The sequence below is a fragment of the Conexibacter sp. DBS9H8 genome (genome assembly GCF_023330685.1).
Lineage (GTDB): Bacteria > Actinomycetota > Thermoleophilia > Solirubrobacterales > Solirubrobacteraceae > Palsa-465.
This window is the reverse complement of record NZ_CP097128.1, coordinates 783,722-801,962: the sequence shown is the minus strand read 5'-3', so window position 1 is coordinate 801,962 and position 18,241 is coordinate 783,722. Positions and strand designations below refer to the sequence as shown.

Annotated in this window: 14 protein-coding genes and 1 tRNA gene; 6 read left to right on the top strand and 9 right to left on the bottom strand. The window is 70.3% G+C overall.

Annotation, left to right across the window (positions count from 1 at the left end; all coding sequences use genetic code 11):
- Window positions 1-54 precede the first annotated feature (54 nt).
- Together M3M55_RS03845 and M3M55_RS03840 are read left to right on the top strand one after the other, a co-directional pair.
- The gene (locus M3M55_RS03845) at window positions 55-1,044 is read left to right on the top strand and encodes a hypothetical protein (RefSeq protein ID WP_249011506.1); all 990 of its coding nucleotides are present in this window, start codon (window positions 55-57) and stop codon (window positions 1,042-1,044) included.
- A gap of 31 nt (window positions 1,045-1,075) precedes the next feature.
- Window positions 1,076-1,918, top strand: a complete 843-nt coding sequence (locus M3M55_RS03840; RefSeq protein ID WP_249011505.1) for an aldo/keto reductase — start codon at window positions 1,076-1,078, stop codon at window positions 1,916-1,918.
- A 150-nt stretch (window positions 1,919-2,068) separates the two neighbouring features.
- On the opposite strand, the gene M3M55_RS03835 is transcribed toward M3M55_RS03840, so the two are convergent.
- Together M3M55_RS03835 and M3M55_RS03830 are read right to left on the bottom strand one after the other, a co-directional pair.
- Window positions 2,069-2,995, bottom strand: coding sequence for an alpha/beta fold hydrolase (locus tag M3M55_RS03835; RefSeq protein ID WP_249011504.1), 927 nt, complete (start codon window positions 2,993-2,995; stop codon window positions 2,069-2,071).
- Between the two features lie 212 nt (window positions 2,996-3,207).
- Entirely contained in the window at window positions 3,208-4,140 is a 933-nt protein-coding gene (locus M3M55_RS03830; protein ID WP_249011503.1) for an NAD(P)-dependent oxidoreductase, read from the bottom strand.
- A 216-nt stretch (window positions 4,141-4,356) separates the two neighbouring features.
- On the opposite strand from M3M55_RS03830, the gene M3M55_RS03825 reads away from it, so the two are divergent.
- A tRNA-Ala gene (locus M3M55_RS03825) sits at window positions 4,357-4,429 on the top strand.
- 152 nt (window positions 4,430-4,581) lie between these two features.
- On the opposite strand, the gene M3M55_RS03820 is transcribed toward M3M55_RS03825, so the two are convergent.
- The gene (locus M3M55_RS03820; protein ID WP_249011502.1) at window positions 4,582-5,292 is read right to left on the bottom strand and encodes an NYN domain-containing protein; all 711 of its coding nucleotides are present in this window, start codon (window positions 5,290-5,292) and stop codon (window positions 4,582-4,584) included.
- A gap of 81 nt (window positions 5,293-5,373) precedes the next feature.
- On the opposite strand from M3M55_RS03820, the gene M3M55_RS03815 reads away from it, so the two are divergent.
- The 3 genes from M3M55_RS03815 (at window position 5,374) to M3M55_RS03805 (ending at window position 8,634) form a co-directional block, all read left to right on the top strand.
- On the top strand, window positions 5,374-6,807 hold the full coding sequence (locus M3M55_RS03815; protein WP_249011501.1) for a plasmid pRiA4b ORF-3 family protein: 1,434 nt from the start codon (window positions 5,374-5,376) through the stop codon (window positions 6,805-6,807).
- A gap of 351 nt (window positions 6,808-7,158) precedes the next feature.
- Entirely contained in the window at window positions 7,159-7,950 is a 792-nt protein-coding gene (locus tag M3M55_RS03810) for an MBL fold metallo-hydrolase (protein ID WP_249011500.1), read from the top strand.
- Window positions 7,951-8,220: 270 nt separating this feature from the next.
- Window positions 8,221-8,634 carry a peptide chain release factor-like protein gene (locus M3M55_RS03805; protein WP_249011499.1) on the top strand — a complete coding sequence of 138 codons (414 nt, stop codon included), beginning with the start codon at window positions 8,221-8,223 and terminating at the stop codon, window positions 8,632-8,634.
- Between the two features lie 179 nt (window positions 8,635-8,813).
- Here M3M55_RS03805 and M3M55_RS03800 read toward each other — a convergent pair whose 3' ends face one another.
- The 6 genes from M3M55_RS03800 to M3M55_RS03775 form a co-directional block, all read right to left on the bottom strand.
- Window positions 8,814-9,206 carry a PIN domain-containing protein gene (locus M3M55_RS03800; RefSeq protein WP_249011498.1) on the bottom strand — a complete coding sequence of 131 codons (393 nt, stop codon included), beginning with the start codon at window positions 9,204-9,206 and terminating at the stop codon, window positions 8,814-8,816.
- The gene (locus M3M55_RS03795) at window positions 9,203-9,424 is read right to left on the bottom strand and encodes an AbrB/MazE/SpoVT family DNA-binding domain-containing protein (RefSeq protein WP_249011497.1); all 222 of its coding nucleotides are present in this window, start codon (window positions 9,422-9,424) and stop codon (window positions 9,203-9,205) included. Before M3M55_RS03795 ends, M3M55_RS03800 begins: the two co-directional genes overlap by 4 nt.
- A gap of 712 nt (window positions 9,425-10,136) precedes the next feature.
- Window positions 10,137-11,348 (bottom strand): TIGR02679 domain-containing protein, encoded by a 1,212-nt coding sequence (locus tag M3M55_RS03790; protein ID WP_249011496.1) that lies wholly within the window; start codon window positions 11,346-11,348, stop codon window positions 10,137-10,139.
- Window positions 11,345-15,376: a TIGR02680 family protein gene (locus tag M3M55_RS03785; RefSeq protein WP_249011495.1), complete on the bottom strand. Its 4,032-nt coding sequence runs from the start codon at window positions 15,374-15,376 to the stop codon at window positions 11,345-11,347. The genes M3M55_RS03790 and M3M55_RS03785 overlap by 4 nt, the downstream gene beginning before the upstream one ends.
- Complete coding sequence (locus M3M55_RS03780) at window positions 15,373-16,572, bottom strand: TIGR02678 family protein (RefSeq protein WP_249011494.1); 1,200 nt, start codon at window positions 16,570-16,572, stop codon at window positions 15,373-15,375. The genes M3M55_RS03785 and M3M55_RS03780 overlap by 4 nt, the downstream gene beginning before the upstream one ends.
- Entirely contained in the window at window positions 16,569-18,176 is a 1,608-nt protein-coding gene (locus M3M55_RS03775) for a TIGR02677 family protein (RefSeq protein ID WP_249011493.1), read from the bottom strand. The genes M3M55_RS03780 and M3M55_RS03775 overlap by 4 nt, the downstream gene beginning before the upstream one ends.
- Window positions 18,177-18,241 lie beyond the last annotated feature (65 nt).

Below are 18,241 nucleotides of genomic sequence, written 5' to 3'. Positions count from 1 at the left end.
TAGGTTCTTTCACATCTGAAAACCGCGGCCGAGCCGGGTAGGCTTTCTCGAGATATGGGCCTGTTGGACGACGCGATCCGCGAGCACCTCGATCTCAAACGGCGACGCGGCGCCGATCCGGCGGAGATCGAACGCGCCGAACGGGAAGCGCTCGGTCCCGTCCGGCGTGAGCCGACGATGCCGAGCGGATTGGACGGGCCCCCGCCCGCCTTTGCTCACACTGTCCCCGACCACGACGACTTCGCTGACGAGGACGAGTTCACCGTCGCGGAGGCGGACCCTTTCACCGGCGGCGATCTGCCCGGGCACGCAAACGATTTCGATCGTGGCGGAGCGGACGATTCCGATCCCGGCGAGGCGGACTCCCCGACGATGCTGCACCCCAGCCTCAGCGACGCCGACTCCGAGCACGCATTCCCCGCCGAGCCGGCTCGCGGCATCGCCTCCCCCGACTACAGCGACCCGGACTTCGACGAGTTCCACGCCGGCGACATCACGTCCTCCCGGGAGCCGCGCCATCGCCTCCGCGGGCTGTTTCACCGGCGCTCGCACGAACACGACCATGACCACGACGACGGCGGCGCCTTCGCCGAGGACGATCCGTTCGCCGACGACGGCCCCTTCCCCGAGCACCCCCGCGACGATGTCCGGATCGGGATCGACCCGGTCGTCGCGGCGGCCGAGGCGGGCCCAGCCGAGCCGTCCGCAGGGGCTGAGCCGGTGCTTCCGCTCCCACTCGATGAGATGGGCGTGGCGGATCCCGAGACGGGCCGACCACGATCTGACCAGGCGGCTGCCTCCTCCGAGCCGACCGACGCCGGGGGTCCGCCACCGCTGCAGATCCGCCCCGAGCACGAGCCGGGCCAGACGGCCGAATATGACGTCGAGCGGATCTTCGATGAGGAGGACTCGAGCGGCGAGCCCGCCCCCGCCGAGGGTCCGGATCTGCTGGAGGAGACCCCCGAGTTCCTCGCCGACACTCCCGACCACGACCGGCTCTGGTTCGAGCAGAAGCCCCCGCCGGACTTCGATTTCGAGGGCTGATCCGCGCCGTCAGGGGGTAGTTATCCCTCCCATGACGACATCCCACAGCGTTCCCGTCGTCGATCTCAACGACGGGACACGCATCCCCCAGCTTGGCTTCGGCGTCTTCCAGATCCCTCCGGCGGAGACCAAGGCGGCCGTCCTCACCGCGCTCGAGGCGGGCTACCGCCACATCGACACCGCCGAGATGTACGAGAACGAGGCCGAGGTCGGGGCGGCGGTCGGCGAGTCTGGGATTCCCCGTGAGGAGATCTGGGTCACCTCCAAGCTCTCCAACCGCTTCCACGACCCCGCGGCGGCCCGCACCGAGGGGGCCCGCTCGGCCGAACGGCTCGGCGGCTACATGGACCTCTTTCTCATCCACTGGCCGCTGGCGATGCTGAGCGACCCGGCGCTCACGTGGGAGGCAATGCAGGAGCTGACGACGTCCGGGGCGGCCCGCTCCCTCGGCGTCTCGAACTTCCAGATCCACCACCTCGAGGGGCTCGCCCGGGCGGGTGCTCCGACACCGTCGGTCAACCAGATCGAGCTGCACCCCTACCTCACCCAGCCGGACCTGTCGGCCTACTGCCACGAGCACGGGATCGGCGTGGAGGCGTGGTCGCCGATCGCCCAGGGGAAGGTGCTCGGGGACGCGACCCTTGTCGAGATCGCCGAGCGCCACGGACGCAGCCCCGCCCAGGTGACCCTGCGCTGGCATCTGCAGCGCAACCACATCATCTTCCCGAAGTCCGCCACGCCCGAGCGGATCCGGGAGAACATCGCGATCTTCGACTTCTCCCTCTCCGATGCGGAGATGGCGGCGATCAGCGAGCTCAACCGCGACGAGCGGACCGGCCCGGACCCCGACACCTTCGACATGGTCCCGAGCTGAGCGCAGCGCAGCGACGGCGGGCCCGGCCTGCCGGGCCGGGCCCCCGGTTGGGGTGGCCGGCGGGCCGGGACCCGGTCAACGGGGCCGGCGGTCCCGGTTGGGGTGGCCGGAGGGCCGGGACCCGGTCAACGGGGCCGGCGGTCCCGGTGGTCAGGCGCCGACCTGGGCGCGGACGTACTCGGCGGGCGGACGCAGGTCGTAGCCGGCGACCCGGCGGATCACGGCGAGGAGGTCCTCGAACCGCTCACGTTGGGGGTGGTGGCCCATCCCGGACCACACCTCGACCTCAGCCTGGGGAAGGACGCGCTGGAGGGCGTATCGGTGCCGGGGCGGCACGAGCCGGTCGCGATCCCCCCAGATCGCGATCACCGGTCCGGTGTAGTCGAGGGGCCTACCGCCGGCGACGCCGGAGCCGGACTGGGCGATCGCCCGGATCGCCTCCCGGGCACCGGCGACGACCTGGCCGCCCGCCCGGAGGATCCGGTCGAGCAGCTCCTCCTCGGGTCGGGTGCCGTTGGCGACCATCAGCCGGTAGCCGAGGCGGACGAGGCGGCGGTTGGTGAGCACGAGGGGCATGCCGAGGGAGACGACGGGCAGCACCCCGGGGCGAACGGCCAGTTCGGCGAGCTGAATCCGCCCAAAGCCGACCGGAGCGAAGAGCAGCAGTGACTCGACCCGGTCGGGGATGAGGGCGGCGATCCGGGTGGCGATCGCGCCGCCGAGGGAGTGGCCGACGAGAACGAAGCGCTCGACGCCGAGCTGGTTGAGGCCGGCGATGATGTCCTCGGCGTAGAGGTCGATCGAGCCGCACGTGGGCGGGTCCGAGTTGCCAAACCCGGCGATATCGAAGGCGATCCGCCTCAGCGTCGGCCGGCCGTCGCCGCCATCGCGGCGCTCGCAGGTGGCCGCCCACCCCTCCGAAGAGTCGAGCAGCCCATGCAGGAAGACGATCGTCTGATCCCCGGTTCCCGGCCAGGTGCGCACACAGATGCGCCGGCCGTCCTCGAGCCACAGCGACTCAAGCACCGAGACGGACGGCGTCCGGTGGGCTCGCAGGTGGGGCACGTGAATCGACATGTCCGAAAGATCGGCGGGAAAGCACTCAGACTGAAGGGTTTGGTCGGAGGCGGGAGCGGCACTGCAGCGGGGTCACTGCCGCCGCCGGCTCGGTGAGAAGCCCTGCCACTGGCTCGGTGAGGAGCTCGTAGGCATCAGAGCAGGGTCCGTGGGCCGGGTCGGCGGTCGGCCGGGCGGGCGGAGCGGGGCTTGGTTCGGATCCGGTCGAGCGGTCAGGCGGCGGGACGGAGGCCGGCGGTGAGCTCGGCCAGTGCCTCCTCAAGGCCGACCTGGGGGTTCCAGCCCCATCCCCGGGCCCGGGTCGCGATCAGCGCACCGGTCCAGGCCGGACCCGAGCGCCATTCCGGCTCCAGTCCGAGGGCGGCGCTGACGGTCCCGACGTAGTCACGCTGGGTCGCCGGTGCGGCGGCGACGTTGACGGGCACACACCCGCCGGGAACCGGACCTGACTTCACGTCGTCTGCGTCGCGGATCGCCCCGGTCGCGAGATCGGCAGCGAGTGCGGCGAGGTCGCGGACGTGCACCCACGGCCAGGTCTGCTCGGGGATCGCAGCACGGGCCGCAGGGTCGTCGACCACCATCTGCGGGCGGACGGTGTTCCAGACCGAGCTGGGGCCGGGGCCGAGCAGCGCGGGGGGACGCAGCAGCACGCGGGTGATCCCGCCGATCGTTGCGATCGCGAGGTCGGTGTCGCGCTTGGTGACCGCGTAGTCGTTTGCGTCGTCGCTCACGAGCCTGCCGCTCTCATCGATGTCCCCGACCTCCGAGGAGCGGTCATAGACCGCCGCGGTCGAGATGTGGACGTGGCGGGCGACCCCGGCTGCCGCCGCGAGCGTGGCGAGCCGCGCGGTCCCGTCGACGCTGATGCGCTGCCGCGTCGCGCGGTCATCGGCGCCCATGGGGTAGACCGTGCTGATGACCGCCGCGGCACCGTCGAGGGCGCGGCCGGCGACGCCGGCGTCGCTGAAGTCGCCGACGATCTCCTCGAGATTCGGCTGGGCGGGGGCGCTGCCGGCGCGGCGGACGATCGCCCGCACGTGTGCACCGCGCTCGGCGAGCGCCCCGCAGACGGCGGCACCGACCAGCCCGTTCGCGCCGGTGACGACGACGGTGGGAACGGAGTGTGAGACAGGACTGTGGGGCATGGAGATCGAGGGTTCCGGGATCGGGGGTCGGGATGGGTCGCCTCTCCGGTGGCGGGCGACGGACACCACGACGCCGAGGCGACCCGGGCTCTCAGCCTACGCGGCCGGCCACCTTGACGATCCCGCTGGCGGGCGGCGAGCCAGCGTCACGGCACCGTGCACGTGCGCCCTACACTCATCGGTCCGTGCGTGGTGCCGAACGCCCCACGCGCCCTCGGGCCCTTAGCTCAGCTGGGAGAGCGCCTGCTTTGCACGCAGGAGGTCACCGGTTCGATCCCGGTAGGGTCCATTAGTACGATTGCCTGTAAGTACGGGCAATTCGCGCTTCTGGCCATTGACTCCTGAGTCGCGGTAATGCCTCCATGGAAGCTTTTTGGAAGCCTGCTCGAGTCGGCCTTGCTCCCGGCGCTAGGCTTAAGAGCACATCCCCAGATGCTTCGGCTACTGGTTAGAAGGCCTCGCTTCGGCGGGGCCTTCGGAATTTCTGGACCACTCCGGCGGGCGCCGGATAACGCCAACTGAGTCTCTGATCTCGTCCGGTAGTTGCGAGGCTTCGAGGATCTCCGGGGTGACTTGGCGGTGCCAAGTCGGCGCGGTCCGCTTCAGCTCGTTACTCGCTCGCTTCGGTTGCATCGGTGAGATGAGACCGACCTGCCGGCCCAGTTCCTCGCGTACAAGTCGGAGCGGCATCGTCAGATCCGAGTCGTTCGTACAGACCGCGTAGACGTCACAGTCACCGCGCATGGCATCAACAAGCAGCATGCTCGCCAAGGCCACATCAGAACCCTTCTCCTCGGTTTTCTTCACCGTGACCCGGACTGGTTCGCCGGCCTCGTCATACCGGGTCGGATGAAGCGGCATCACGCGAGGATCGACGCGGAACTTCCCCAGATGGATGGTCGTGCGCGGCAGCGTTTCCAGCGCGCGTAGATATGCCTGCTGGCGCTGCGGAGCCCTGACGTCGGCCCCTGGCAACGGCTTGATCACGGCCGTGAAGTAGCGCACTCGGACGAGGTCGTACTCCGGCATCACCTGCTCGCCGAGGGCTTCGATGTCCAGCCACTTATGCTGCGGGTAGCCGGCCAGGAGTCGCCTGTACAGATTCAGGCGATCGAGATAGAGCGAGGCGGTTGGTCGCCGACCGTTTGGCACTGGCGCACTTTGGCAGCCCGCCCTGTCAACGACCGAAGCCGGCGGCCCACTCGTCTAAATGACAGCCGTTACGGTTTCCGCATGGGCATCGACGAAGACCCTCAGGCGGAGCTGTTACGACGGTTCCAAGCGGTGATCAGCGGCGCCGAACTTGACGACCTCCGCCAGATGGCCGCCGATCTATCGGTGCTCGGCGCGCAAGCGCGTCGGGAACGAGCACGGCCAAAACGGCCTGAGTTGCGTCCGCCGCCGCTCTCGGACCTGAGGCTCTTCCGTGTCAGGGTCGACCTCAAGCACGCCGAGCCTCCGATCTGGCGACGGCTTGAGCTCCGTTCCGATCTCACGCTCGACGTTCTCCACCGTGTGCTGCAGGCGGCGTTCAACTGGACCGACACGCATTTGTGGCGCTTTTCCCTCGGCGGAGATCCCTTCGATTCCGCCAGCCAAGTGTTCCTGTGCCAGTGGGACGTCGATGAGGGCGAGCTCGATGATGAAGGCGGCGTTCCAGCAAGTCGCGTCCGCCTGGATGAGACGGTCCAGGCCCCGGGCGATGTGCTCTCCTACATCTACGACTACGGCGACAACTGGGAACTCTTCTTGCGACTCGAGAACGTCCTGGAGGCGGGCCTCGACGCACCGGCGGCGGTCGCGATCGACGGCCGACGTGCCGCACCGCCAGAGGACTGCGGCAGCCTGCGAACGGCAGAGGAACTCGCGGACGTGCTCGAAGACCCGTCCGCCTTCTCACTGACCGAAGTCAACGAAGCACTCCGCGATCCGTTCCTGCTCCTCACCCAAGCGGGGTTCGACCGTCGACTTGCTGATCTCGTCTACCGACTCGCCTACACAGCTGTCGGGGAGGACATCACGGCAGCTGCCTACGCGCTGCTCGGAGACCGGCCCGTCCCTGACGATGCCGCTTTCCGCGCGTCTCTCAAGCCCATCACGTGGTTTCTCGATCGAGTCGGCAACGACGGCCTCACGCTCACCGCCGCTGGCTACCTCCGACCGACTGACGTCGAAGCGACCGCCGCACAGCTGCCAACGATGGCCAGCTGGATCGGGAAGGCCAATCGAGAGAGCGACACGCTCCCGGTTCTCCGCTTTCGCGAAGCGCTGCAGTCGCTCGGACTCATACGGAAGCTCAAGGGCACTCTCCGCCTGACGCGCGCCGGGAAGAACGCGGCCGAGGCGTGGGAGGAACTCTGGAGCCACCTTGCCGACCGGCTCGTACCAACCAAAGACGGATTCGAGACCGACGCCACCCTGCTTCTCCTGCTCTTCGCAGCCACGTCCTCCCACGGAGATCTACCGCTCGACGCGATCGCCCAAGCACTGACGCACCTTGGCTGGCGTAGGAGCACCAGAAGCCCAATCAAGGATCACCAGCTCTACTGGCTGACAGCCATGGGCGTCCTGCGCAACGCCTCAGAACCCGAGACAGGACCCCACGACCGATGGCGACTCAGCCCGACCGCGCGAGAGCTCGCCCGCGCCGCACTGCGACCGTATTGATCAAAGAGCGCCGCCGCGCTCCCTGATTCCACGCCGCTAACGTGAACGGCGATCGGCGAGTGACCTCCTGCGTAATGGAAGCTGCAAGGAAGCCTCATTCATCGTCGAGCAACCGCCAGCGGCCCGCCAGCTCCATTCAGCCCGTCGCGGCGCCGCAAACCGACCCTGACCGATCGGCAAAAGCACAGCACCTCTCGGCTCTTTGCACGCAGGAGGTCACCGGTTCGATCCCGGTAGGGTCCATCAGTCCTACGAGCGCGCTGAGCTCGGCACGTCGGCAGACGTGGCTCCGTGGGCCCGACGGAGGTGACCGCTGTTCGCCGGGACGGACGAAGGTAGCCTCCGGACCCCATGGAGTCGATCTCTCTGCGTCCAGAGCTCACGGTCTACGTCTCGGCGATCTGGCAGACGACGTCCACCAGGGTGCGCTGCGGCGAGACGACGCTGGTGATCGACTCCGTCGTCCTGCCCGAGGAACTCGCGGACGTGGCGAGCGCGATCAACCGCGGAGCGATGGGTGACGTGGCCATCGCCATCACCCACGGTGATTGGGATCACGTGCTCGCACCCACGGTGTTTCCCGACGCGCCGGTGCACACCGGAGCGTCAACCTGCTCGCGGCTGGCTGCGACGCCGGAGGAGACGGCGGCCGCCCTGCGCTCATTCGACGAGCAGTGGTACATCCTGCGTGAGCCGTTCGCTCTCCCCGCTCTCACGGCGCACCCGCTTCCGGGTTCCTGGCAGATCGCCGAACAGACGATCGAGTTGCACCCCACCCCCGGCCACACCGCGGACGGCTGCGCCTATCACCTGCCCTGGCTGAAGACCCTGGTCTGTGGCGACTACCTGTCCTCGGTCGAGATCCCCATGCTCAACGCCTCAGGCTCGATCGAGGACTACGTCGCCACGCTCAGGCGTCTCGGCGCGCTGCTCGGCGCCGTCGAGACCGTCATCCCCGGCCACGGCCCGCCAGTGTGTGTGGGTCGGGCTCGCGAGATCCTCGCCGAGGACACCATCTACGCGGAGGCCCTCCTCGCCGACCCGGCCGACGCGACCCCGCCGCCGTCCCGAACCAACCCCCACCAGCTCACGATTCACGCCGCCAACCTCACTCAGCTCGAACGGACGCGCACCGTCCCCTGAATCAGGCGGTGGCAATGACACCGCACGGCTGCCCGGGCCGTACCGCGCGCCGGTGGTCGGGGCACCACCGGCGCGACCGCGGAGTTACCACCCCACGATGGGGAGGGCCGGTAGGGATCGCCCCAAACCGCCCGAGCGAGGGCGAGCCCGAAGTTCATGCGGGGCGAGGACCCGTTCTGCGGCACCGTTCTCGCGGGCAGCGCGAGGCATGGCATCGATCACGGCGCTCTCGCCGTTCACAATCAGAGCGACCCACCGTCCCCACAACTCATGGATGACGAACTCCACATCGGTCCCGGGATCGCCATCCCGCTGGACCTGGTCCAAATCCGGGCGAGCCGCTCATCCGGCCCCGGCGGCCAGCATGCCAACGTGACCGCCTCCCGCATCGAGGCAAGCATCGACCTGGACACGCTCGCCGACGTCCTGAACGCCGCTCAGCGCAACCGGCTCGAAGCACGCTTCGGCACGCGGGCGAGCGCGGTGGCCCAGGACACCCGCAGCCAGCTCCGGAACCGGGAACTCGCGCTCGAGCGACTCGAAGCGAAGCTACGGGTCGCGCTCACCCCGCCGCCCCCGCGCCGACCCTCACGTCCGACGCGCGCGAGCGTGGAGCGGCGACTGCAGAGCAAGCGACGCCAGAGCGCCCGCAAGCACGACCGGCGCCCGCCGTCCGACACCTGAGGCTTCGCGAGGCACCTACAGGTCCACAGACAGCGCTTCCGGCGCTCGGCTTCCAGTGAAGCCTGATGGGAGCCTCAGACGCCCGATCTCACCGTCAGCCAATCGCCAGCTGTCGACGCTCGGCCAGATGGCGACGCGTGGGCGGCTACGGCTCTGCGGTGTGGCAGCAGTGCGCCTCTTCAGCTGACGGTGATCTGCTCGCGGCCGGCTGCATTGAGGAGCTTCTCGTCGAAGGAACTGAGCGCCCCGCCGGTGTGCTTCGCGGTCGCGAGGCAATAGGCGTCGGGGAGGCTGATCGGGTAGCGCCGTCGCAGGCGTGCAGCCTCGACTCCGATCGCCTCATTTGGCTGGTGGACAGCGATCCCGAGCGCGGCGATGGCCTCACGCGCGGCGGCGAGACGGGCCACATCGGCTGAGGGTGCGATCAGCACTTCGGTGAGGTTCACAACGCTCACCACGCACTGGTCCCTGTTCTCGCGCCAACCGGTGAGGAGCTCCCGAACGTGGATGTGATGAGCGTCGTTCGCGTCGAGGGCGCCGATCAGCACGTCCGCATCGAGTAGTCGCTTCATCTCGCCGCGTCCTCAGCGTCAAGGCGATCGAGGTAGCCGGCCGGGTAGGTTCCCGTGAGCGCTCCGAACGCGTCTTCGAACGTGAACGTGGCCCGGCGGATCCGTAGCTCTCCGTCACCCGCCGGCTCAACCGTGACGTGCTCGCCGGCGTGCAGGCCGACCTCTTGGAGGGTTGCCACCGGAACCGTAATCTGGTTCTTGGCTGAGATTCGTGCCATCACCTTTACTGTATCGGTAAAGCTGTGATCGCGGTGCCCGATCTGACTGGTACCAACTCGGTACCAGCACTGCCACCATCGAGGGATGGCGAGGAACCTGAGACTCGGCCCTGCGCCGAGGAGGCGGTCCGGCGCGAAGCCCTGCGCACGGGCCGCTCACAGCAGGAGGTGATTCGAGAAGCGGTCAACCGCCATCTCGGCTTGGCGGCGACTGAACGACCGCGCGATGAGCTCGGCGCACTGATCGCCACCGGCGTCGTCCGGCACCGAGGACACCGTCTCACCCGCTGACGTGGCGACTGAGGCTTGCCGAGGGGATGACGAGCGCGGACCTGCTCGACCGTGACGACCGGATCTGATTGCGCATCTACTGTGACAGCAGCGCACTGATCAAGCGTACGGTGGAGGAGCCCGAATCGGAGGCGCTCGAAGCGGCGCTGGACCGCTACCACGCCGGGGCTCGGTCATCCTCTCCTCATCACTGACCTTGGTTGAGGTGAGTCGTGCCCTGCGCAGCCAGCTCACGGTCGGTTCCGACGGTGAGAATGACCTTTACAGAGCCGGGGCGACGGCCCTCTCCGGGGTCGCCGGGTCGCACCGTCCCGGTTGCGCTCCCTCGGTGCGATCCATGTCGCCACCGCCATCCTGCTCGACGTCGACGACGTCGTCCTCTACGACGACCGCCTGATCGAGGCGTGCCGACACAACGGTCTCAGCACCGCGAGTCCCGGCCGCCCGGCCCCAGGTCGCTGAGGAGGTCGTCGAGGCAGAGTTCCTCGGGCAGCGGCCGTCTCAGTCCCGCGACCGCTGAGGCGAATGTCTTGACGGGTCGCCGAGGTGCGATCTCGGGATGGCCCGTCAACGCACTTTCCAGGGTGTCGAGGTCATAGCGCCACGGCCGTGCCCCGTAGCGGGCCTCGAGATCACCGAAGATGAGCAGACCTGCCTCATCAAAGTCACCGTGATGGTGGATGTGGCCTCCGGCATCGACGATCGCACCAAGCAGCAGGCGAACGGCGTCAGAGGGATGTCCGCCCGTGCAGATGAGCGGCCGGCACTCGCTTTTGTGTTTCTGCTCGGCGGCGACCAGCACCGACGGGTTCTCTGCGCTGAAGCAGTCAGTGCCCGCCGGCCAGGCAAAGCCGCCGGCGGCCAGCTGACCGTGGCTGAGGATGACGTGGCCACCGTCGGCGGCCCGGACGAGTTGTGCGGCGACGCCGTCGCCGAGCAGTGTGAGCCCGAGCGCGAGCACGGTTGAGGAGACCGGGTCGACGGTCACGTTGGCGTGTGCCCAGACCATTCGCGGGCTCGTGGTGGGGTCGAGTCCCGCGTCGGCGATGAGCAACGCGACGAGGAGGCTGTGCAGCGGGGTGCCGGCATCGAGCGCGTGGGGATCTCCGTCCAGGAGCCGGGCAGCGAGGACGGTCCGCTGCACCGGCTCCCCGGCGGGGAGGGCGTCGAGCACGACGAGGGCCGAAGCGATCAGCGGTCGCATCCCGCTGTGGAGTCGTCCCTGGGCGATCGCCGCCTGCACCCACTCGGCGAGGCGTGGTCGGCCCTCGAGCGCCGGATGTCCAAGCAGCCAGGCGCGGAAGTCCTCTCGGGCCGCCCGGGCGGTCGCCCGGTCGGCGGGGAGGTCACGCAGCGGACGGCCGCCGACGCGTTCGTACTCGGCGCGGGGATCACCGGCGCAGGCGCGCAGAGCGGCCTCGAGCTCCGACAGCCGGAGCGTGAGGGGCCGGCCGGGCAGCACGGGGCGCCGGCGGGCCGAGACGGCGAGGAGCGCGTCAAGGGCGAGGGCCTCGTCGGGACTGACGTCGCTCAGGCGGATCTGAGCGTCGCCGCTCGCCCCGCGCCGTTCGCGCCGGTCCCGGGCGGCGAGCAGCACCCGATCGAGTGCCGGGCCGAGCGGTGGACGGTTCACACCAGCAGCTCGCCCTGCTCCAGCTCTCGTAGCACGTCGCCGTCCCACAGGAACGGGATGGCGTGCACGCCGAAGCTGCCGTTCTCGCGGTGGAGCTGGTAGATCGCCAGCTGGGGCACCGACGCGTAGGTGCCCCACAGCTCGTGGGAGGTCATGACGACATCAAGGTCAAAGTCCACCGTCGCCTTCAGCACCCGCTCGCGCGTCTCATCGTCGATTCCCGACAGCGCCTCATCGAGCATGATCAGCCGGGGGGCGTGCCCGTCCCCGTAGAGCGCAGCCGCGGCGGCAAACAGCGGCAGGTGGATGAGCACCGACTGCTCACCGCCGGAGCCGACGGCGTGGCGGCGCTTGGTCAACCGCACCCGTCCGGCGCTGCTGCGCTCCCACAGACCGAAAGCGAACCAGGACCGGTAGTCAAAGGCCTGCATCAGCGTCTCGGCCATCGGCTGGGGCTGCTCGCTCCAGGAGTGCTCGCGGCGGGCGGCCTCGATCCGCGCCCGGAAGAATCCGACGAGTTCCTCCCGTCCGCCCTCATCGAGGTGGCGGAGCTCCCGTCGCAGCAGCGCGAGCGCGGCAGCCCGGGTACCGCTGTCGTCCTCCACCGGCTGCCAGTCGAGCTCGACGAGCTTGCCGGCGGCCGTCGGGCTGTGACGGAGAACCGCGTTCATCCGCTCGACCGTGCCGCGGACCGCGTGGATCCGCTGACGCAGGTGGTCGGCGATCTCCTCAACGAGCGCGTCATTGAACACGCGACGCTCCTCAGCGCTCAGCACCTGCTCGTTTGCCTCGATCTCCGCAGTGAGGCTGTCCAAGATCACCGGCAGTGACCGGTCGACGCCACCCTCGCTCACCCGGACGGTGAGCAGCTCATCCTCGCCGGTGATCGCATACGCCCCCATGTCGGCCTCTGCGAGCTCACGGTCAAGCAGCTGCACCTGGCGCTGGACCTCAACCCCACGCTCCCCCGAACTCGTTCGGGTGGCCAGCAGCTCCCCCGGCAGCAGACGGACGATCTCCAGCGCGCGGGTCAGCGTCCACGTCGTCGCCTGGGCGGCATCGGCCAGGGCCTCTGAGCCGAGGACGAGCTCGAGCAGCCCGGCCCGCCCGAGCTGGCGGAGGCCGGCCACCGTCGTCTCGCGGTGGGCGCGCGCAATCTCATGGGCGCTGCGACGCGTGAGGCAGTCGCGCTCGAGGTCATGCACGCGGATGACCGCCGTCTGCTCGGCCTCCAGCCCGTGAGCGTGGTCGCTGCGGGCCTGCTCGAGGGCGGCCATCACCTCGGAATGGCGCTGGCGCAGCTGGTCACCGGTTCTCCCGAGCGCCGCCTGACGCGTGTCGTACTCCGCCTGCAGCCGCTGGGCCTCAGCCTCGACGTGGCGGGCGCGCTCGTCCTCGGTCGCTGCCGCGTCCTGAAGCTCGACGGTGCGGGCGCTGGCCGCCTGCGCGGCGGCCGCCGCCCGCTCGGCCTGGACCCAGGAGCGGGCCGCGGTGGTGGCGGCCCCGGCCAGTTCGGCGGTGGCGTGGCGCAGCTCGTCGAGGGTGACCTCGTCGAGTGCGGGGGCGAGACGGTGGGTGGCTGCGTGCTCACGGCGGGCGCCGTCGGCGGCGATCTCGGCCTCGGCGGCCCCCCGGGTCACCGCACAGGCCGTCTCGTGCTCGCGGGCAGCACTGGCCAGGAGGGTCGTCGCGACCCCGAGCGCCTGCAGCGCCGCGGCCACCTCCTCCACCTTCGGGATCGCCGCGACCTCCGCGTCAAGGGTGTCCCAGCGCTCACCGAGGACCGTCAGCTGAGCATCGAGGGTGGCGATCTGGGCGGCCAATTCCTCGATCTGGCGGGCCAGTTCGGCGATCCGGCGGGCGCGCCGAGCCTCGCGGGCCGACGCCCCGATGTGCTCGGCCATGGCCTTGGCGCCACGTCCCCCCAACGGGCCGAGCGAGAACCGTCCGTCGAGGGCGATCCAGCTGCAGCCGGGCTGCTCGCCGAGGGCGAGTGAGCCGAGCAGCGCCTCAATCACACCCACCGGGACGGCCTGATCGGGTACCGGGGTGAGGGCGGCGAGCAGGGATGATCCGGGGACCGGCGCTCCGGTCCGGGCGACAACGTCGGCGAGAGAGGCGTCGGCAAGGCGCCCGTCGGGCGTCACCCACGCATCGAGGAGACCGGCGGCCTCAAGCGCCGCCTCACAGGCGGCGCGTTCCTCGACGGTGAGCGCTACCTGGAAATCAATCAGCCGCCACAGCGGAGCGCCGGTGCGCCCGGTGCGTGGGGCCCGTGACCAGGCGGGGACGGAGGGCCCATCGTCGCGGGCGGATCGCAAGACCTCGATCTCGGACTCGCCGGCGCGGGTCGCCTGCTCCAGGCCCACCCGTTGTGCCCGCAGTGTCGCCTGCTCCTCGGCGAGGGCCTGGCGAGAGTGGTCGATCGCCGGCCGGAGGGCATCGACGGGGGCCTGCCCGGCGCAGGCGAGCTCGTCGGCGGCCGCGCTCGCCTCGTCTGAGACGACGAGCTCACCGAGTGCCCGCCTCCAGCGGGCGAGGGCGTCGGACACGGCGCTCCGGGCGGTTTCGAGGCAGGCCTCAGCCGCACTGACGCGCGTGCCGGCGATCTCAAGGCGCTCCGCGGCGGTCCGCTCGTCCGCTCGTGCCCGCTCGACGGCGTGGCGGGCGGCGAGGGAGGCCCGGATCAGCTCACGGTGGCGATGCAGGACGTCACGCCAGTCAGCGCCGAGATCGTGCACGAGCGACCGCCACGTGTCGGCGCTCAGCGCCGTCGCGGCCAGCTGCTCGGAAAGCGGGCCGACGCGAGCGCCGAGACCCGCGCGGGCGGCGATCTCCCGCGCCGCGGCCAGGTCGCCGTCGGCCACCTCACGCTGGTCGGCGGCGACCGCCTCCGCGGTGATCCGCTCCGCCTCCGCCGAGGTCGCCGCCTCGCCGGCCCGGTCGGCGTAGTCGCGGGAGGCGGTAGCGGCCTGCTGTCGGCTGGCTGCGTGGGCCCCGATCGCCTCCACCTCCGCAATCGAGGACCACTCCGTGGAGGTGACGAGCGCGTCCCGTTCGGCGCCCAGGCGGTTGAGGGCGGCATCGGCAGCGAGGCGCCCGGCGGTCGCCCGTGTCGCGGCCTCCCGCTCGTCGGCAAGCTGCGCCTCACTGTCCCTGAGCTGCTCGGCCGCGGTCTCGACGCCAACCTGGGCCTGGCGCAACGCCTCGGTGCGCTCACGGACGATCGCTCGGGCGTAGGCGCTGTAGGTGCGCTGATGGAAGCGGCTGACCTGGCTGCGCACCTCACGGAGGCGGCTGAGGCCACGCTCGAGCGTCTCGATCTGCTCGAGACCACCGGCGAGCCGGCGCATCAGGTCCTCGTCGACGGCGGGGAGTCCGACGGCAAGCTGCGCGGCGACACGATCGGGGTCGAGGGTCTTTGACAGGTGCGGGCGGCGCAGGTCCCGCATCAGACGCAGCATCGTCTGGTACTGCTCCTCCCCGGAGAAGCCGAACAGGAGATCGGCGAGTCGCCCGCGATAGTCGCGCTGGCTCTCGAGGACCTCTCCGTCATCTCCGAGGGCGGCGGCAAGCTCGGCGCGGCTGATCGGCTCACGCCCGCGCAGGAACGAGAGATCGCTGCCAACGTGCCGGTTGCGCGCGATGAAGTGCCAGCGCGTGACGTTGGGAAGCGACTTCTGGGCGCGCAGCCCGATGCCGGCGGTGAGGCGCTGCAGCCCTCCGCTGGCGTCGAGGCGCTCGAACTCGATCCACACGTACCCGGTGCGCTTCTCATCGTCGGTGCAGCCGACGAGGTTCCACTTCATGTCCTTGTAGGCGCCTCCGAACGGGTCGAGCTTGTTCGGACTGATGTCCCCGTCGAGGCAGAAGGGCAACAGCAGCTCAAGCGCCTTGGTCTTGCCGGACGTGTTGTGGCCGCGCAGCAGCAGTCGCCCGCCGGCAAAGTCAAAGACCTGGTCGGCGTACTCGTAGAGATTGATGATGCCGGCACGCCGTGGCCGCCAGCGGTCCGGGCTCGGGGTCATCGTGCGACTCCCCCGCTGCGCAGCGTCGGGCTCCGGAAGCGGGCCGCGAGCGGGATCGGCACGAGGGTGCCGCCGGCCGATCGCCGCAGCAGGTCACAGGCGAGGAGCACCTCGATGGCCGCGTCGGCAAGTGCCGTGACCTGGGTGACGTCGCGGGTATCCCGCCCCCAGTGCTCGCCGTGTTCGCGGATGAGCGCGCCGACGGCATCACGGAGCGCCTCCGGGCTCAGCTCGCCGTCGGGGCCGCACGTGCTGAGCCGGTCACAGAGCAGCAGGGCGACCTGCTTGACCGTCGCGTTGGTCGGGAACGGCAGGTCAGTGAACGCGCGGTCATCACAGATGAGCGCGCTGCCTTCCTGGCGGCGCTCGACGACATAACCGGTCGTGTGGGCGACGGCCTCCTCGATGCGGGCGCGCTGGCCAAGGAAGTAGGCCTGCTCCTCAGGCCCGAGATCGCCGAGCAGCAGCACCGGATCCTCGGCGAGCCGGCGGGTGAGCGCTTCAAAGCGAGCCCGGTTCTCCCCCTCGGGCGTCGGGGCGTAGCGCCCGGACGCCTCCCTCAGCTGCGCGAGGTGCGTCGCCGCGAGCGCGGCCGCGGGATCCTCGAGCAGGAGGGCAAGGCGGCGGTGATCGATCGTGAACAGCGCCTCATCATCCCCCTGCTCGCGGCGCGTGTAGCTGTCGTGGGATCCGGACGCGTGCTCAAGAACCCCCCAGTGGCAGAGGAGGTCTAGGCCGTCGGCGAACGCGACGCGCTCGCCGCGGCGGTTGAAGTCGACGCTCACCGGCGGGTCGACGTCGGCGGCGGCGCGCTCGACGTCCCGCGCGAGCTCGGCGATCGCCGTCTGGGCGCCGCTGCGCTCGAGCGCTGCGAGGGTCAGCAGCAGCAGGAGGCCGGCGCGGTCGCTGAGGGCCGGCCACTCATCCGGCGGCAGGCGCCGGCCGGTCGCCGAGGCGGGCGGTACCCGGATCGGACGGTGGTGCCCCGCGGCGGTGGGTGGACCGGAGGCGCGAGCCGCGGTACTGCCGACCTGGAGCTGGTAGCCGAAGGTCGTCTGCAGCTCGCGGGCGATCTCCCGCTCGTGACGGCGGACGAGCGCGTAGGCGGGTGCGCGGCGGTCGAGGAACGGCTCGGCCAACAGCGCGCGTAGGGCCATCGTCCGTTCGGTGCGGTCATCGAGCTCGCGGAGGGTCACCGGCGGATCACCTCGATCGTGAAGTCGGGAAGTTCGAGCGTGCCGTGGGGGGCGCGCAGGCGCGTGCGCGCTCGCTGTGGATCGACGGGTGGGTGCAGCACGATCGTCGCGCGACCGTCGGTGGATCCGGCGCGGCGCGTCTGGTCGGCCCCGGCCGGTGACTCATAGGCCCGGCTGATCCAGCCGAGGAGGTGGCGGAACTCCTGGGCGTCGACGTGCTCGAGCATCGAGAGGGATGTCGGTCCGCGGGTCGACATCCGCGCCAGCAGCGCGTCGAGTTCGCACTGTTCGGCGGCTCGGCGCTCCTGGACGCGGCGGCGGATCTCGGTGAGGTCGCGGATCTGCGCGCCGCGGCCGCGCCCGGGTTTCGCCGCTCCGGGCGTGCGCAGGTACGTGACGACCGGGGCGGGGTCCGCCGCGTGCCATGAGGTGCGGCCGGGTGCGACGACCTGATCAGCGTCGACCTCGGGCACGCCGACGTGGCGCGGGCTGCGGAGTCCGAAGGCCACCCGCAGCCAGCCGGTGGCGTCTCCCGGTGGGGCCTGGGCCACCTGTGCGGCGAGGTGAAGGAAGACGCCGGCCCGGTCGATGCGGGTCGACCGGCGCTCGATCAGCCGTTCGGCGATGGCCAGCACGGCACGGATCGCGTCGACGACCTGGTCGTTGAGCGTCCGCCACGGCGAGCGGCGGTCGTTCTCATCCCCGACGAACCATGAGCGCAGCCCGTGCCACCGTTCGAGCAGTTCCGTGCGCCGACGCTCCTGCTGGATGGCGACCGATACGCCGCCCGGAAGCTCGACGAACACCTCAGCGACGACGATCCTCGCCACAAGCTGGTCGGCACCGTGTCCCTCGATCTCCTCCAGCCGAGCGAGGATCTCGGCGGAGTAGCGCAGCCGGGTGCGTTTGAAGCCCTGGAGGTGCTCGAGTAGCGCGGCCTTGCCGCGCTCGAACTCCGCCTCACCGACCTGTTCGACGGTGCGCATCAGATCACCGAGGGAGCGCATGAAGGAGAGGGCGCCCTGGTGGAGCTGCTCGACCTCATTGAGCAGCTTCTCGAACAGCCCGCGAAGCTCGGTGCCGTCCGGTTCGGGCCGGGTCAGCTCCGTCACGAGCATGCTCAGGGCGTCCCGGATGCGGGGCAGCCGGGCGGTGTCGAGGCGGCCGATCTCCTCACCGAGCGCGTCGAGGCGTCCGAGCAGTTCCTCGGTCAGCCGTCCTGCCGGCGTCACGTCGTAGGTGTAGCGGTTGCGACGCCACTCCGCGGCCGTGGACGCGAGCCCTGCGTCATGGTCGCGTTCCACGGCACCCCAGTCGGCGAGTGCGTGCAGGCGGGCATCGAGCCACTCGGCGTCGAACTCCCGGCCGTAGCGCTCCCGCAGCCGGTCGGCCACCTGGGCGGGACGCAGCCGCAGGCCGAAGGACTGGTGCTCGAGGTAGAGGATCCGCATGATCCGGCGGTAGGTGTCTGCGCCATCGACGACCGCGTAGGTGAGGACCCGGTGGGCGCCGAGCTGGCCGTCGTCGAATCCGTACGCGGTCGAAGTCGCCGGCGACTCGGGGGCCGTCGCATCCGCGTGGGCTCTCACCGCGATTGCGTCCATGGTGGATTTGAGGATCGCGCTCGCCACGGACAGAACGTGCGCGGAGGTCGTCGCTTGACCGGAAC